Origin of the sequence: Thiohalocapsa marina (genome assembly GCF_008632335.1) — a bacterium.
Classification (GTDB): domain Bacteria; phylum Pseudomonadota; class Gammaproteobacteria; order Chromatiales; family Chromatiaceae; genus Thiohalocapsa; species Thiohalocapsa marina.
Genome location: NZ_VWXX01000002.1, coordinates 260,367 through 274,562, shown reverse-complemented (window position 1 = coordinate 274,562; position 14,196 = coordinate 260,367). Strand labels below are relative to the sequence as shown.

Below are 14,196 nucleotides of genomic sequence, written 5' to 3'. Positions count from 1 at the left end.
ACATCCAGATGCACCAGCACGCCGCCGTCACGTCACCGTCGTTCGACATCCGCACCGGTCTGGGCAACGGCCAGCGCAGGGACCTTGGCGAAGGTCCGGCATGGTCAGTGCCGTTGCCGGCCCTGTCCAGCACCCTCGCTGGAGTCATTTCCGGCGTTGCCGCGGGCGCCAGCCTGCTGGAACTGCCGCCGGCCGTCGACGCGCCACGCAAGCGCTTCGCGCCCGCGCACCAGAAGGACATCAGCTACTATGTCGACGGCCCGGAAGACGGCCGGCCGCTGGTGCTGATCCACAGCATCAACGCCGCCCCCAGCGCGTTCGAGATGAAGCCGCTGTTCGAGCACTACCGCAACACGCGCCGGGTCTACGCGCCGGAACTGCCCGGCTTCGGCTTCTCCGATCGCAGCGACCGCAAGTACACGCCGGAACTCTACGCCGACGCCATCAACGCCTTCCTGAGCGAGATCGTCCAGCAGCCGGCGGACGTCATCGCCTTCTCCCTCAGCTCCGAGTTCGCCGGCCGCGCCGCGCTGGCCGCGCCTGAGCAGTTCCGCACCCTCACACTGCTCTCCCCCACCGGCTTCAGCAAACGCCGACTGCCGTCCGGCCGCGTCGGCGACCGCATGCATCGCGTGTTCACGCTGCCCGGACTCGGCCAGGGACTCTACCGACTGCTGACCAAGCGCCCCAGCATCCGCTACTTCCTGCGCCAGAGCTATGTCGGCGAGCCGCCGCAGGAACTGGTGGACTACGCCTACGCCACCTCGCACCAGCCCGGCGCCCGGCACGCGCCCTACTGCTTCCTGGCGGGGCAGCTGTTCACGCGCAACGCCGTTGAGATGATCTACGACCGGCTCGACCTGCCGGTGCTGGTGCTGTATGACCGCGACGCCAACGTCACCTTCGACCGCCTGCCTGAGGTGCTGAACCGGCGCGACAACTGGCAGGCCGTGCGCGTGGAGCCGACCCTGGGCATCCCCCAGTGGGAGCGCCCGACCCAGTGCATCGCCGCCATCGATGCCTTCTGGCAGGGCGCGGCGGCCGCATCCGACCAGTGAAGCTGCGCCTGACATCACGCACGCCCCGATGATTGGCCCGGAGCACCCCTACGCCTGACCATGCTGGCCCCCATCGATACCCTGCAGTACCTGAAGGCGCGGCTGGACGAGGCGCTCGACCGCCTGCCGCCAACCGATGTCGAGCCGACGCCGGAGCCGGCACCGCAACCGGTTTGCCCCACCGACGGCGATCCGGCGGTGCGGCCGCTGCTGTCGCTGGTGCTGGCGCTGCCGCGCCGACCGACCCATGCGCCGCAGCTCGACGGCGCCCAGTTCCAGTTTGCCCATGCCCAGCGCGGCACCCTCAGCGCCGGCTACGGCCATGCGGCGGAATGGGAGGCGGCCGGGCCGCAGCGGCTGCGGCGGCTGGGCGACATCGCCCGCATGCTGCGCCGGCGGTGGCGGCGCGAGGACCCCGACGAGACCGGCTTCGACGCCTTCGCCATGCTCGGCTTCGCCGCCAGCCCGGACGCCGTGCCGCAGATCGAGGACCATCTGCCGAACGCCATCCTGTGGGTACCCGAGATCGGCCTGCGCAGTCGCGACGGCGAGGCAGCCCTGGTGCTGTCCGCCACGCTGCCGGTGGCGCGCGCGGAGCTCACCGCCCGCTGGCACGCCGCCCTGGACCGCCTGGTGCCGCAGCTCTACGGCCCCATCGACGGGCCCCTGATGCCGGCACCGCTGACGCGCGAGTTTGCCGAGCCGAACCGCGCCGGCTGGGCGACCATGGTGGCCGATGCCCTGGCGGAGATCCGCCGCGGCGGCCTGGACAAGGTGGTGCTGTCGCGCCGGCTGGACATCAGCGGCCCGCGTCATCTGGACGTCGGCCGGCTGTTGGCCGCCCTGGGCTGCCTGTTCCCGTCGTGCCAGATCATCAACCTGCGGCGCCACGGCAAGAGCTTCGTGGCGGCGACGCCGGAGCGCCTGCTGAGCCAGACCGTGGGCCAGGGCATGCACCAGGGCGGCGGCCAGGTGGCGGTGGACGCCATCGCCGGCACCGCGCCGCGGGCCCAGACCGCCGAGGACGATCAGGCGCTGGCCCGGGCACTGCTGCACAGCGAGAAGAACCTGCGCGAGCATCGCTTCGTCATCGACGCCATCCGCGAGGCCCTGAGCGGCTGCTGCGACGATATCCGCTCGCCGGCGTCGCCGCAGGTGATGCAGCTCAGCAACGCCCAGCACCTGTGGAGCCCAATCGAGGCCCGCGCACGGCCCGGCAGCGACCTGTTCCGCCTGGCCGAGCGGCTGCATCCGACGCCGGCCACCAACGGCCAGCCCAGGGCCAGCGCGCAGGAGTGGCTGCGGGTGGGCGAACCCTTCGATCGCGGCTGGTACACCGGTGCCGCCGGGCTGATCGAACCCGACCTCAGCGGCGAGCTGTGGGTGCTGCTGCGCTGCGCGCGCATCTGCGCCAATCGCGCCGAGCTCTATGCCGGCTGCGGCATTGTCGCCGGCTCGGATGCCGCCGCGGAGTGGGACGAGACCGAGGCCAAGCTCACCGCCATGCTCAGCGCCCTGCAGTACGCGTGAGCCAGTCGACGTGACTCAGCACACCCACAGGCCCGCCGGCACGGCCGACGACATCGGTTGCCGCAACCTGCGCTGGAGCGCTGCCCTGCTGGACGGCCTCGCGACCGCCGGTATGGACACCCTGGTGCTGTCGCCGGGGTCGCGCTCGACGCCATTGGTGATCGCCGCCCAGCGGCAGCCGCAGTTGCGCCTGGTGCCCATTGTCGACGAGCGCAGCGCCGCCTTTTTCGCCCTCGGCGTGGCCCGGGCAACGGGTCGGCCGGTGGCGGTGCTGGCCACCTCCGGCAGCGCACCGAGCCACTGGTATCCCGCCGTGATCGAGGCCCACGAGGCCGGCATCCCGCTGGTCCTGCTCAGCGCCGACCGGCCACCGCTTTTGCGCCACTGGGGCGCGAATCAGACCATCGACCAGACGCGGCTGTTCGGCGCCTTCGTCCGCGAGTGCCACGACCCCGGCCTGCCACTTGATGATGCCGATGCGCACAAGGCCCTGCGCGCGCTGGGACTGCGCGCCGGCAGTATCAGCCTGGGGCCGCATCCGGGGCCGGTGCATGTCAACCTGCCGTTCGACGAGCCCCTGGTGCCGCGCGGCGACTGTCCGCCGTCTCCATCCTACGCCGCCTGGACAACCGCCCCGGGGCCGGCAGGCACCCTGCCGCAGAATGCCGGGGCAGATCCAGGCCCGAACCCAGGCCCGGATACATGGCTACGCAAAAGGCCGGAGCCAGGCTCGGTGCCGGGCTCGGTGTCGGCATTGGAGCCGGCACTGCTGCGACTGCCGCCGGGGCGGGGCCTCATCGTCTGCGGGCCGGGGCGATTCGACGCCGACTTCCCCGACGCCCTGGCCCGCTGCGCCGCGCGGCTGGGCCTGCCGTTGCTGGCGGACCCACTGAGCGGGCTGCGCTTCGGCCCGCAGGCGACCGAGGTCATCAGCCACTACGACGCCCTGCTGCGCAATGACGCGGCGGCGGACGGGCTGCGCCCGGACTGGGTGCTGCGTTTCGGCCGGGCGCCGGTGTCCAAGCGGCTGGGCCAGTGGCTGCAGGGCATTCCGGCGCTGCTGGTGGATGCCGCCGGCGGCTGGTCGGACCCGAGCCATGACGTGATCCGGCGGCTGTGCGTCGAGCCGACCCGGTTCTGCCGCGGCCTGGCGGAGAGGGCCCCGCACAGCGCGCCAGACACCGGCCCGGACACCGCTCCGACTGGCACGCCCTGCGACTGGCTACAGCGCTGGCGGGCGGCCGATCAGCGCGTGGCCGCCATCGCCAAGGAGCAGCTGGCACATGCCCCCTGGTGCGAGGGCCACATCATCCGCGCGCTGCTGGCGCAGATTCCGGCGGGGGAGGCCTTGCTGTGCGCCAACTCGATGCCCATACGGCAGATCGACTGCTGGTCCGGCATCCGCGCCGATGCGCTGCACCTGCACGGCAATCGCGGGGTCAGCGGTATCGACGGCCAGTTGTCGACCCTGGCGGGACTCGACTGCGGCGGCCCGCCGACCTGGGCGCTGCTCGGCGACCTGTCGCTGCTGCACGACTTGAGCGGCCTGCTCCAGGCCTCGCGGCTGCGGCGCCCGATCCTGGTCATCAACAACGGCGGTGGGCGCATCTTCGACTACCTGCCGCAGCATGGCCTGCCGGACTTCGAGCGTCTGTGGCGCACGCCCATGGAGGTCGATCTCAAGGCGCTGTGTGCGCCCTTCGGGCTCCGCCATCGGCTGGTGCAGAATGCGGACCAGCTCGACCAGGCCCTGGGTGATGCCACGGCTGCGCTGGTGGAGATCCGCATCGATGCCGACCTGAGCCGGCACGTTCACCAGACCTACTGGGGGCGCGTTGCCAGCGCTGCGCTGACGCAGGATGTCTGCCGCTGAGCCAAAGACGCTGAACCGCAGCGTCACAGCAAAGGCGATGGCTCTGAACCTGCGGTTGGCGGCTGGCGCAGACTGGCGGGCTGTTGGATCGGGTAGCCGCGGTCGGGGGACGCCGTGAATCCATCCTTGGAGGCTTCACGATCGCATCCGTGCGATCGAGACCCCCGACCGCGGCTACCCAACCCACCAGCCCTACACAACCATTGGTTGGTGTGTCGTCCCGGCCGGGAAGCCGGGACCCATGCCAGGGAGGGCAGGCGCGTGTCTGCCTCCGACCCTTTGGACACCGCCGACGCCCCCTCCCTGGCACTGGATTCCGGCATCCTGCCGGAATGACGTGGCTGATAAGGCCATGGCTCTGAACCCGCGGCTGGCGGCTGGCGGCTGGTGCCTTAATTTGCGTTAAACTACTGCGTCCCAAGGCTAAGCTCATCGAGGTAACCGTGCCCAGCGACGCGTCTTCCAGCGCCACTCCCGTCCAATGGCAATCCGCGGCGGATGTGGATTATGCCGACATCCTGTATCAGCAGGCCGAGGGCATTGCCCGGATCACCATCAACCGACCCGAGGTGCGCAATGCCTTTCGGCCGGAAACGGTGAACGAGCTGATCGATGCCTTCCATCGCGCGCACATGGACCCGGCGGTGGGCGTGATCATCCTGACCGGCGCCGGTGATCTGGCCTTCTGCTCCGGCGGTGACCAGCGCATTCGCGGCCACGAGGGCTACCGCGACCAGGCCGGCACCGAGCATCTGAATGTGCTCGAACTACAACGCCAGATCCGCACCCTGCCCAAGCCGGTGGTGGCCATGGTGGCGGGCTATGCCATCGGCGGCGGCCATGTGCTGCATCTGGTGTGCGACCTGACCATTGCCGCGGACAACGCCCGCTTCGGTCAGACCGGCCCGCGGGTGGGCAGCTTCGACGCCGGCTTCGGCGCCGGCCTGATGGCGCGCACCGTCGGCGTGAAGAAGGCAAAGGAGATCTGGTTCCTGTGCCGCCAGTACGATGCCTCGGAGGCGCTGGCCATGGGGCTGGTGAACACCGTCGTGCCCCTGGCGGAGCTGGAGGCGACCACGGTGGACTGGTGTCGGCAGATGCTGCGGCTGTCGCCCACGGCGCTGCGCATCCTCAAGGCCAGCTTCAACGCCGACACCGATGGACTCGCCGGCATCCAGGAGCTGGCCGGCAACGCCACCGGCCTGTTCTACACCACCGACGAGGCGCAAGAGGGCCGCGACGCCTTCCTGCAGAAGCGCCAGCCGGACTTCGACCGATTCCGCCGGCGGCCCTAGAGACATGCTCATGGGCAATTCCGAACCCGTCGGCGATCGCTCGCCGCCCGCCAGCCCGTCCGGCCGGATCGCCCGCTGGGTCCAGGCGGGACGACCCAGGACCCTGTTGCTGGCAGTCGCGCCGGTGCTGGCGGGGGTGATGCTGGCCGTTGCCGACAGCGGCCAGCTGGCGTTCTTCACCGCCCTGGGCACGCTGCTGGCGGCCGCCGGCATCCAGGTGGGCACCAATCTGCACAACGACGCGGTGGACTTCGAGCGCGGCACGGACACCGCCGACCGGCTGGGGCCGCCGCGCGCCTCCGCCCAGGGCTGGTTCACGCCTGCCCAGGTCCGACGCGCCGCCCATGCGGCCTTTCTGGCCAGCTTCGTGCTCGGCCTGCTGCTGGTGCTGCGCGGCGGCCTGCCCATCCTGCTGCTGGGGCTGACCGCCATCGCCGCCGGCTACGCCTATACCAGCGGGCCCAGGCCCATTGCCTACGGGCCACTGGGCGAGACGTTCGTGCTCGCCTTCTTCGGCATCGCTGCCGTGGCCGGCACCTACTATCTGCAGACCCTGAGCCTGTCCGCCGGCGCCATCACCCTGGGCATCGCCCTGGGCATGCCCGCCGCCGCGGTGCTGACCGTGAACAACTACCGCGACTTCGACACCGACCGCGTCGCCGGCCGACGCACCCTGTGCCATGTGCTCGGCCGCCCCGCGGCCCGCTATCTGTACGCCGGGATGCTGCTGCTGCCTGTGGTGCTGATCCTGTTCGGCGGTCTGCCGGGCTTCAGCTGGCCGGTGCTGCTGGCGCTGCCCCTGGCCTGGTCGCTGATCCGCAGCCTGTTCAGCGGCACCCAGGGCACGGCGCTGAACCCGGTGCTCGGCAAGACCGCCCAGTACCAGGTCTGGCTGGTGCTGCTGTACGGCATCGGCCTGCTGATGAGCGCCTTGGTGAACGCCCTGTTCGGTCACGGGTGAGCCTGGGCCTGGCGATCACGCCCTATCGGCTGCCGCTGCGACGCCCGTGGCATAGCGCCCGGGGCAGGCTGACCACGCGCCAGGGCTGGCTGATCAGCGCGAGCCTTGACGGCGTGACCGGTTACGGCGATTGCGCACCGCTGCCCGCAGCGGGCACCGAGGATGCGACTGCGGCGCAACGGCAACTGGCCCACTGGCTCGCGGTGGCGGACGGCCTGGCCGGCGGCAATGCGCCGGCCGCGCTGCTCGATCTGCTGGCTCAACCCCGTCGTTCACCGGCGCCGGCGGCGGATTGCGGCGTCGAGACCGCGCTGCTGGACCTGCAGGCGCGCCTGGGCGGACAGCCGCTGCGCCGCTTGCTCGCCGGCGATGCGCTCGATTGCATCGCCGTCAACGGGGTGCTGGGTGCAGCCGCGACCCTGACCCCGCAACAGGCCGCCGATGCCGTGGCCACGCGGGGCTGGCAGGTGCTGAAGCTCAAGCTGGGTGTCGCGCCCCACGGACAGGAACTGGAGCGCCTGCGGCGGGCGGCAGATTGGCTGCCGGAGGGCGTGACCCTGCGGCTTGACGCCAACGGCGCCTGGGATGGCGACACCGCCGCCGCGGTCGTCGCCGGCCTGAACGGGCTGCCGGTGGACGCGCTGGAGGAGCCCCTGGCCGAGCCGACGGACGCCGCGCTCGCCGCCCTGCAGGCGCAGGCCGCGTTCTCGCTGGCGCTGGATGAATCCCTCGCCGACCGGCCCCGTCCCATGGATGCCGACAGCATCCCGGTGCGGCGGCTGGTGCTCAAGCCCGCAGTCATCGGCGGCCTGCGTCCGGCCCTGCGGCTGGCCAGGGCGGCCCGGGCGAGCGCTCGGGAGGTGGTGCTCACCAGCATCGTGGAATCCGCCGCCGGACTCTGGGCCACGGCTCAGCTGGCCGCCGCCACCGGCAGCCCGTTGGCCCACGGGCTGGCCACGGCGGACTGGCTGGCGACGGACCTCGGGCCCGCGCCGGCGATCTCGCGGGGGCATGTCCGCCTGCCGGACAGCGCCGGCAGCGGCTTTCGCCCGGGTCGATGGCAGGCGGACGATTCGGCAGAGCGGCCGGCGGGGGATCAGTTGGCGGGCATGTAGGCAGCGCGCTCCCGCCAGCCGTTCAGGCCGGTCTGCAGCACCAGTGCGTTATCCATGCCGCTGACCCGCAGCGCGAAGGTGGCCTGGGCGGACAGGCTGCCGGTGTTGCAGAACAGCACGACCTTGCGCTCGGTTGGGAGTTCGTCGCGGCGCTGCAGGATCTGGCGCCACTCGATGTTGACCGCCCCCGGGATGGTGCCGGCGCCGAACTGGTCGGCATCCCGCGTATCGACGAAATGCACGCTTCGAAACACATCTTCAGAGAGCTGTTCGGGCGTGATGATGCCGGCGTCGTAATTGGCGAAGTCCAGATAGTCCTGCATGGCCTCGATGGCGTCGTCGGAGGCCACCGCGGGCAGCGGGCTCAGGAGGACCAGGGTCAAGACGAGCGCGGTGCCGGAGACTGCTTTCATGGAAGGGGTCCTTGCTGAATGCGCTGACGTTATCCGATACGAACAGAATGTCGGCTGGCTGATCACCAATTAGACGCTGATTTATTGGCCTCCTGGCCAAAAATCAGCACAAAACCTGAAAACGCGGTCTCCAGGTTTCTTCATTGTCAGCGGCTTAGGCCGCTGACAATGGCGGGGCGTCCTGCCCCGCAAGTGAGTAGGGAGCGGGTAGTTGGCCAGCAACGGATTGGTATTGGGCATGATTGACCCCGAGGTGATGCCCTTCTATAGTTTCTCAACATTTTTTTGGTGCCTTTCAACACGATGACTGCATTCGACTACGACGCATTCGAGCACCAGGTGGATGCGCTGATTCGCCTGTGCGACCAACTTCGGCAGGAAAATGCCTCGCTGCGGGCCAGCCAGGAGCAACTGCTCGCCCAGCGGGCCGACCTGGCGGGCAAGACCGACCTGGCCCGAAGCAAGGTGGAAGCCATGGTGACCCGCCTCAAGTCGATGGAGGAGGAGCTATGACGGACGACAAGACGGCGGTGACGGTGCAGATCCTCGACAAGGAATACCGGATCGCCTGTTCCACTGCAGAACAGCACGGGCTGATCGACGCAGCGCATCTGCTCGACCAGCGCATGCGCCAGGTCCGGCAGAACGGCCGCGTGATCGGCGCCGAGCGGATCGCGGTGATCGCGTCGCTGAATCTGGTCTACGAGCTGCAGCAGCAGTCGGGCGGGGATTCGCCGGTGGATGAGCGGCGGCTCGCGCGGCTGCAGGGACGGCTCACGGATGCCCTGGCTGGCGCCTCGCGAGGGGCAGGGGAATCCGGGGTAGACGCGCGGGACGAATCGGTATAGCCTGCATTGCAAGACATTCCCTGCGGTGTTCGGCAGCGGCCTGGGTATTTTCTTGAGCCTAATCCGTACCCCGGGGATGCAGCGTGAAGGCCGTTGCGCATGTCCGCCCCGAGCGGAAAGCCTGAAGCCCGAACAAGTGTCCCCACTTGAACCGCCTGGTTCAAGAACAAAGGTCCGCACCGCCACAGGCGGGGAATGTCTCCCTCTTCTTCTCCGTTCCCGCTAGCCATGTCCGGGCAACAGCCCCATCCGGCGGTGCAATTCGACCGTCCGCTGAATCAGCTGAGACGCGACCTGCGTCGCGCGCGACGGGCCCTGTCCCCGCGTCAGCAGCGCGCCCACGCTGCGGCGGCGGTGTCACTGCTGTGTCGCTCGCCCTGGTTTCGCGGCGCGCGCCGCATCGCCCTGTACTGGCCCGGCGACGGCGAACTCGATCCCCTGTCCCTGCTGGCGCAGGCCGCGGGCCAGCGGCGTCGCTGGTACCTGCCGGTGTTGCGGCCGCATGCCCGCGGCCGATTGTGGTTTGCCCGTTACCGGGCCGACGACAGGCTGCGGCTGAATCGCTACGGCATCCCGGAACCGACCCGTCGGGGTCGTCATCTGCGTGGCCCCCAGGCCATGGACCTCATCCTGATGCCGCTGGTGGGGTTCGATGCAGACTGCAACCGCATCGGCATGGGGGCAGGCTATTACGACCGCAGCCTCGGCTTTCTGCCCCACCGCCGCCACTGGCGGCGGCCGCTGCTGATCGGCCTGGCCCACGAATGCCAGCGGGTCGAGCAGCTCGAACCGCGCCCCTGGGACATCCCGCTGGACGCCGTCGTCACCGAGACGCGCCTCCATGTGCAATCGTCTCGGCGGCAGTGACCGCCGGGCGATCACCGAGACCACCGGCGAACAGCCGATAGGCCGGGTTGTCGCTCTCGTCCCAGAAGGGGTAACCGAGGTCGGTCAGCAGTTGCCGGAAATCCGCCAGCTCCGGCTCCGGCACCTGCACACCCATCAGCACGCGGCCGTAGGCGGCGCCATGGTTGCGGTAGTGGAACAGGCTGATGTTCCAGCGCCGGCCGAGACCGGACAGGAACTTCAGCAAGGCCCCCGGGCGCTCGGGAAACTCGAAGCGGATCAGGCGCTCGTTATCGACGCCCACGGCGCGGCCGCCCACCATGAAGCGGATGTGCAGCTTGGCGGTCTCGTTGTCGCTCATGTCCAGCACCGAGAAGCCCTTGTGCTGCAGGCGCTCCAGCAGTTCCAGCCGTTCGGCGGGACGGCCGCCAGTCTCGACGCCGACGAAGACATGCGCGTTCTGGTCGTCGGCGTAGCGGTAGTTGAACTCGGTGATCTGGCGCTTGCCCAGGGCGCGGCAGAACGACAGGAAGCTGCCGGGGCGCTCCGGAATGCCCACGGCGAACAGGGCCTCGCGGCGCTCGCCGAGTTCGGCCCGCTCCGCCACATGACGCAGCCGGCCGAAGTTGATGTTGGCGCCGCTCTCGATGGCGATCAGGTGCCGGTTCTCGACCCCGTGCTGCTCCACCCAGCGCTTGAGCCCGGCGACGGACAGGGCGCCGGCGGGCTCGGCGATGCCCCTGGTGTCGTCGTAGATGTCCTTGATGGCGGCGCAGATCTCGTCGGTGCTGACCAGCACCACCTCATCAACGGTCTCGCGGGCGATGCGGAAGGTCTCCTCGCCGATCTGCCGCACCGCCACGCCGTCGGCGAACAGGCCCACCTCGGACAGTACCACGCGCTCGCCGGCGGCCAGGGCGGCATGCAGCGTCGGCGCGTCCTCCGGCTCCACGCCGATGACCTTGACCTCGGGCCGCAGGTATTTCACGTAGGCTGCGATACCGGCGATGAGCCCACCCCCGCCCACGGGCACGAAGATGGCCTCCGGCGGGTCCTGGTGCTGGCGCAGGATCTCCATGCCAATGGTGCCCTGACCGGCGATGACATAGGGGTCATCGAAGGGATGGATGAAGGTTAGTTGGCGCTGCTCGGCCAGTTCCAGCGCATGGGCGTAGGCCTCGTCGAAAGAGTCGCCATGCAGCACCGCCTTGGCGCCCCAGGCGCGCACGGCATCGACCTTGATGCCCGGGGTCGTGCGCGGCATCACGATGATGGCCTCGACCCCGAGCCGGGAGGCGCCCATGGAGACGCCCTGGGCGTGGTTGCCGGCGGAGGCGGCGATGACGCCGCGGGCCAGGGCCTCCGGGCTCAGATGGCGCAGCTTGTTGTAGGCCCCCCGCAGCTTGAACGAGAACACAGGCTGCAGGTCTTCGCGCTTCAGGAACACCTGATTGCGGAGCCGTTGTGACAGGGACTTGGCCTGCGTCAGCGGTGACTCGACAGCAACGTCGTAGACGCGGGCCTTGAGGATGCGGGGGATGTAGGACTGGGTCATGGTTCTCGTTCTGCCGACTATGCCGCCAGACAGCATACGCCAGATCGCCGCATCCGGCCTTTGCTATCATTGCGGCGACCAGAACAAACACACACGAGGACTTGTCATGGACCAGGATGCGCTGAAGAAACAGGCCGCCGAGGCCGCGTTGAGCTACGTCGAGGGCGGCGTTGTCGGCGTCGGCACCGGATCGACGGTGAACCATTTCATCGACTTTCTCGCCACCATCAAGGGGCGCATCGACGGCGCGGTGTCCAGCTCGGAGGTCTCCACCGAGCGCATGAAGGCCCACGGCATCCCGGTCATGGATCTGAACGCCGCCGGCGAGCTGGCGCTGTACGTGGACGGCGCGGATGAGTCCAACCACCGGCTGCAGCTGATCAAGGGCGGCGGCGGCGCGTTGACGCGAGAGAAGATCGTCGCCGGCGCCAGCGAGCGCTTTGTCTGCATCGCCGACGAGAGCAAGCTGGTGGACGTGCTCGGGGCCTTTCCGCTGCCGGTGGAGGTCATTCCCATGGCTCGCAGCCATGTGGCCCGCGAGCTGGTCAAGCTGGGCGGCACGCCCGTGTGGCGCGAAGGCTTCGTCACCGACAACGGCAATGTGATCCTGGATGTGCAGGGACTGCAGATCACGGAGCCCGTCGCGCTGGAGCAGCAGATCAACAACCTGGCCGGCGTCGTCACCGTGGGCATCTTCGCCCTGCGTCCGGCCGATGTGCTGATCCTGGGGTCCGCCACGGGGCCGAGGACGGTGACGGCCTGAGTCGGGGGCGTCCATCGATCCTGACCATTGCCCCTGACCCGGGCGCTGGGTCAGGTTTGCGGGTATCCAGCTCTCGAACCGAGCTCACTCCGCCAGCAGCCGCTCCCAGCGGCCCTGTATCTGCCGCCGGAAGTCGCCCGGGTCCGACATGATGTTGAGCCGCTTGCCGTCCACCCCGGCCGGAAAGATGGTGGTGTCATCGCGGATCTCCGGGGGCAGCAGCGCGCGCGCGGTCGCGTTCGGCATCGGGTAGAGGATCGCCTCCATGTTCTGGCTGGACCGCTCGGGCGCGAGCAGGAAGTCGATGAAGCGATGGGCCGCGTCGGGGTTCGGCGCCGATGCCAGGAGCACCAGACTATCGATAAACAGGCTCGCCCCCTCTTCGGGCACCACGAAGCGGTATTCGGGGTGTTCGCTCGAAAGCTTGTGGGCCTGTCCGTTCCACGCCTGGGCCATGACCGCCTCATGGCTCAGGAGCATGTCGTTGACCAGGTCGGACTCGTACTTCCGCAGCAGCGGCCGTTGTTTCTTCAGCAGGGCATAGGCCTCGTCCAGATGGTCGAGCCGCTGGTCCTGCAACCGATAGCCAAGCAGGTGATGGGCCAGCCAGAAGGCCTCCATCATGTCGTTGAGCATGATCAGCCTGCCCGCATAGCGCTCGTCCCACATGGCCCACCAGCTTGTGATCGGCCCTTCCACCATCCTGGTGTTGTAGAGGATCCCGTTCAGGCCATAGGCATAGGGCACGGAATAGGTCCCCGTCGGATCGCTCCCGAGATGGCGGAAGTCTTCGTCGATGTAACGCAGATTGGGTATCCGCTCGCCGTCGAAGGGTACGATCAGGCCGCTTTTCCGCAGGATCTCCATGCTCACGGGCGTGGCCATGGCGAGATCGATCCCGGGCCTGCCGAAGGAGACCTTGGCCAACATCTCCTCATCGCTGGAAAAGTGGGTCATGATCACGCGCACGCCGGTGCTCGACTCGAACTCCCGCAGCAGCTCCGGGTCGATATAGTCCGCCCAGTTGGCGATGACGAGGGTCTCTTGCCGGCGCTCGGCGACGATGGAGGTGGCCATGAGCACCGCCAAGGCGGCGACCATCACGCCGGCCAGCCGGATGCCCCAGCGCTGATGCGGCCCTTCCTTTTGCAGCCAGTGAATCGCCAGCAAGACCGTGAGCGTGAAGAGGATCAGCAGCACCGAGATCACGTTGATGACCGGCGTCAGCCCGAACTTCACCATCGAGTAGACCTTGAGCGGCAGCGTGGTCACATCCGGACTGGCGGTAAACAGCGTGATGACGAAATCATCGAGACTCAAGGTGAAACAGAACAGCACGCCGGAGACGATCGCCGGCGCCAGGGCGGGCAGGATCACGAACCTGTAGGTCTGCCAGCGCGATGCCCCGAGGTCCAGACTGGCCTCCTCCAGGGTGCGCGACATGGCCCCCACCCGGGCCAGCACCAGCAGCGCGACCAGCGGGAAGCTGAAGGTCACATGCCCGGCCACCACCGTGCCGAAGCCGCGCGGGACATCCAGCAACACGAACAGCACCAGCAGGGCGATACCGATGATGATCTCCGGGAGCAGCACCGGATAATGCAGCAGGTTCAGGAAGCCCTGCCGGCCCGCGAAGCGATGGCGCGCGATGGCCAGCGCCGCCATGGTGCCGAGGATGGTCGCCAGGACGGCGTTCAGCCCGCCGATGATGAGCGAGTTGCGAAACGCGAACCAGATCTCGCGGTCTTGCAGCGTCACCGCGAACCACTTCAGACTGAAGCCCTGCCAGACGGTCACCTGCCGGGAATCGTTGAAGGCGTAGACGACCAGCACGACCAGGGGCGCCAGTAGCAGCAGCATGCAGAAGGCCGTCAGCAGCTTCAACGCCAGCCCCTGCCCAAGGCCGAGATCGTTCCTGCGCCCAAGTTGCGCGGACATG

13 protein-coding genes and 1 other RNA gene are annotated in these 14,196 nt (G+C 68.9%); 11 read left to right on the top strand and 3 right to left on the bottom strand.

What is annotated here, in order from left to right:
- Window positions 1–8: 8 nt before the first annotated feature.
- From F2Q65_RS02700 to F2Q65_RS02675, 6 genes are all read left to right on the top strand, one after another.
- On the top strand, window positions 9–1,058 hold the full coding sequence (locus F2Q65_RS02700) for an alpha/beta fold hydrolase (protein ID WP_150090134.1): 1,050 nt from the start codon (window positions 9–11) through the stop codon (window positions 1,056–1,058).
- Between the two features lie 60 nt (window positions 1,059–1,118).
- On the top strand, window positions 1,119–2,588 hold the full coding sequence (locus F2Q65_RS02695) for an isochorismate synthase (protein WP_150090132.1): 1,470 nt from the start codon (window positions 1,119–1,121) through the stop codon (window positions 2,586–2,588).
- A 10-nt stretch (window positions 2,589–2,598) separates the two neighbouring features.
- The gene (gene menD / locus F2Q65_RS02690) at window positions 2,599–4,461 is read left to right on the top strand and encodes a 2-succinyl-5-enolpyruvyl-6-hydroxy-3-cyclohexene-1-carboxylic-acid synthase (protein WP_246155931.1); all 1,863 of its coding nucleotides are present in this window, start codon (window positions 2,599–2,601) and stop codon (window positions 4,459–4,461) included.
- Window positions 4,462–4,904: 443 nt separating this feature from the next.
- Complete coding sequence (menB, locus tag F2Q65_RS02685) at window positions 4,905–5,756, top strand: 1,4-dihydroxy-2-naphthoyl-CoA synthase (protein WP_150090128.1); 852 nt, start codon at window positions 4,905–4,907, stop codon at window positions 5,754–5,756.
- Between the two features lie 10 nt (window positions 5,757–5,766).
- A complete protein-coding gene (gene menA, locus F2Q65_RS02680; protein ID WP_211353927.1) occupies window positions 5,767–6,717 on the top strand; it encodes a 1,4-dihydroxy-2-naphthoate octaprenyltransferase in 951 nt (316 codons plus the stop codon).
- Window positions 6,714–7,832, top strand: coding sequence for a mandelate racemase/muconate lactonizing enzyme family protein (locus F2Q65_RS02675; RefSeq protein ID WP_150090127.1), 1,119 nt, complete (start codon window positions 6,714–6,716; stop codon window positions 7,830–7,832). Before menA ends, F2Q65_RS02675 begins: the two co-directional genes overlap by 4 nt.
- Here the strand turns inward: F2Q65_RS02675 and F2Q65_RS02670 are convergent.
- Window positions 7,814–8,245, bottom strand: coding sequence for a rhodanese-like domain-containing protein (locus tag F2Q65_RS02670; RefSeq protein ID WP_150090125.1), 432 nt, complete (start codon window positions 8,243–8,245; stop codon window positions 7,814–7,816). The genes F2Q65_RS02675 and F2Q65_RS02670 overlap by 19 nt on opposite strands.
- Before the next feature lie 303 nt (window positions 8,246–8,548).
- Between F2Q65_RS02670 and F2Q65_RS02665 the strand changes: the two genes are divergently transcribed.
- From F2Q65_RS02665 to F2Q65_RS02650, 4 genes are all read left to right on the top strand, one after another.
- Window positions 8,549–8,758, top strand: a complete 210-nt coding sequence (locus F2Q65_RS02665; RefSeq protein WP_150090123.1) for a TIGR02449 family protein — start codon at window positions 8,549–8,551, stop codon at window positions 8,756–8,758.
- Window positions 8,755–9,093, top strand: a complete 339-nt coding sequence (locus tag F2Q65_RS02660) for a cell division protein ZapA (RefSeq protein WP_150090121.1) — start codon at window positions 8,755–8,757, stop codon at window positions 9,091–9,093. Before F2Q65_RS02665 ends, F2Q65_RS02660 begins: the two co-directional genes overlap by 4 nt.
- A 14-nt stretch (window positions 9,094–9,107) precedes the next feature.
- Window positions 9,108–9,292, top strand: a non-coding RNA gene (gene ssrS / locus F2Q65_RS02655) — 6S RNA.
- Between the two features lie 29 nt (window positions 9,293–9,321).
- Complete coding sequence (locus F2Q65_RS02650; protein WP_150090119.1) at window positions 9,322–9,960, top strand: 5-formyltetrahydrofolate cyclo-ligase; 639 nt, start codon at window positions 9,322–9,324, stop codon at window positions 9,958–9,960.
- Here F2Q65_RS02650 and ilvA read toward each other — a convergent pair.
- On the bottom strand, window positions 9,917–11,494 hold the full coding sequence (ilvA, locus tag F2Q65_RS02645; protein ID WP_150090117.1) for a threonine ammonia-lyase, biosynthetic: 1,578 nt from the start codon (window positions 11,492–11,494) through the stop codon (window positions 9,917–9,919). The two genes, F2Q65_RS02650 and ilvA, sit on opposite strands and share 44 nt — an antisense overlap.
- A gap of 106 nt (window positions 11,495–11,600) precedes the next feature.
- On the opposite strand from ilvA, the gene rpiA reads away from it, so the two are divergent.
- Window positions 11,601–12,257 (top strand): ribose-5-phosphate isomerase RpiA, encoded by a 657-nt coding sequence (gene rpiA, locus F2Q65_RS02640; protein ID WP_150090115.1) that lies wholly within the window; start codon window positions 11,601–11,603, stop codon window positions 12,255–12,257.
- An 84-nt stretch (window positions 12,258–12,341) separates the two neighbouring features.
- On the opposite strand, the gene F2Q65_RS02635 is transcribed toward rpiA, so the two are convergent.
- Complete coding sequence (locus F2Q65_RS02635; protein ID WP_150090114.1) at window positions 12,342–14,195, bottom strand: extracellular solute-binding protein; 1,854 nt, start codon at window positions 14,193–14,195, stop codon at window positions 12,342–12,344.
- Window position 14,196: the final 1 nt, after the last annotated feature.

Bases quoted from the DNA above. Each gene is read 5' to 3' on its own strand.
- F2Q65_RS02700 (WP_150090134.1), top strand. From the start codon at position 9: ATGCACCAGCACGCCGCCGTCACGTCACCGTCGTTCGACATCCGCACC.
- F2Q65_RS02695 (WP_150090132.1), top strand. From the start codon at position 1,119: ATGCTGGCCCCCATCGATACCCTGCAGTACCTGAAGGCGCGGCTGGAC.
- menA (WP_211353927.1), top strand. From the start codon at position 5,767: ATGGGCAATTCCGAACCCGTCGGCGATCGCTCGCCGCCCGCCAGCCCG.
- F2Q65_RS02670 (WP_150090125.1), bottom strand. From the start codon at position 8,245: ATGAAAGCAGTCTCCGGCACCGCGCTCGTCTTGACCCTGGTCCTCCTG.
- F2Q65_RS02665 (WP_150090123.1), top strand. From the start codon at position 8,549: ATGACTGCATTCGACTACGACGCATTCGAGCACCAGGTGGATGCGCTG.
- F2Q65_RS02660 (WP_150090121.1), top strand. From the start codon at position 8,755: ATGACGGACGACAAGACGGCGGTGACGGTGCAGATCCTCGACAAGGAA.
- F2Q65_RS02650 (WP_150090119.1), top strand. From the start codon at position 9,322: ATGTCCGGGCAACAGCCCCATCCGGCGGTGCAATTCGACCGTCCGCTG.
- ilvA (WP_150090117.1), bottom strand. From the start codon at position 11,494: ATGACCCAGTCCTACATCCCCCGCATCCTCAAGGCCCGCGTCTACGAC.
- rpiA (WP_150090115.1), top strand. From the start codon at position 11,601: ATGGACCAGGATGCGCTGAAGAAACAGGCCGCCGAGGCCGCGTTGAGC.
- F2Q65_RS02635 (WP_150090114.1), bottom strand. From the start codon at position 14,195: ATGTCCGCGCAACTTGGGCGCAGGAACGATCTCGGCCTTGGGCAGGGG.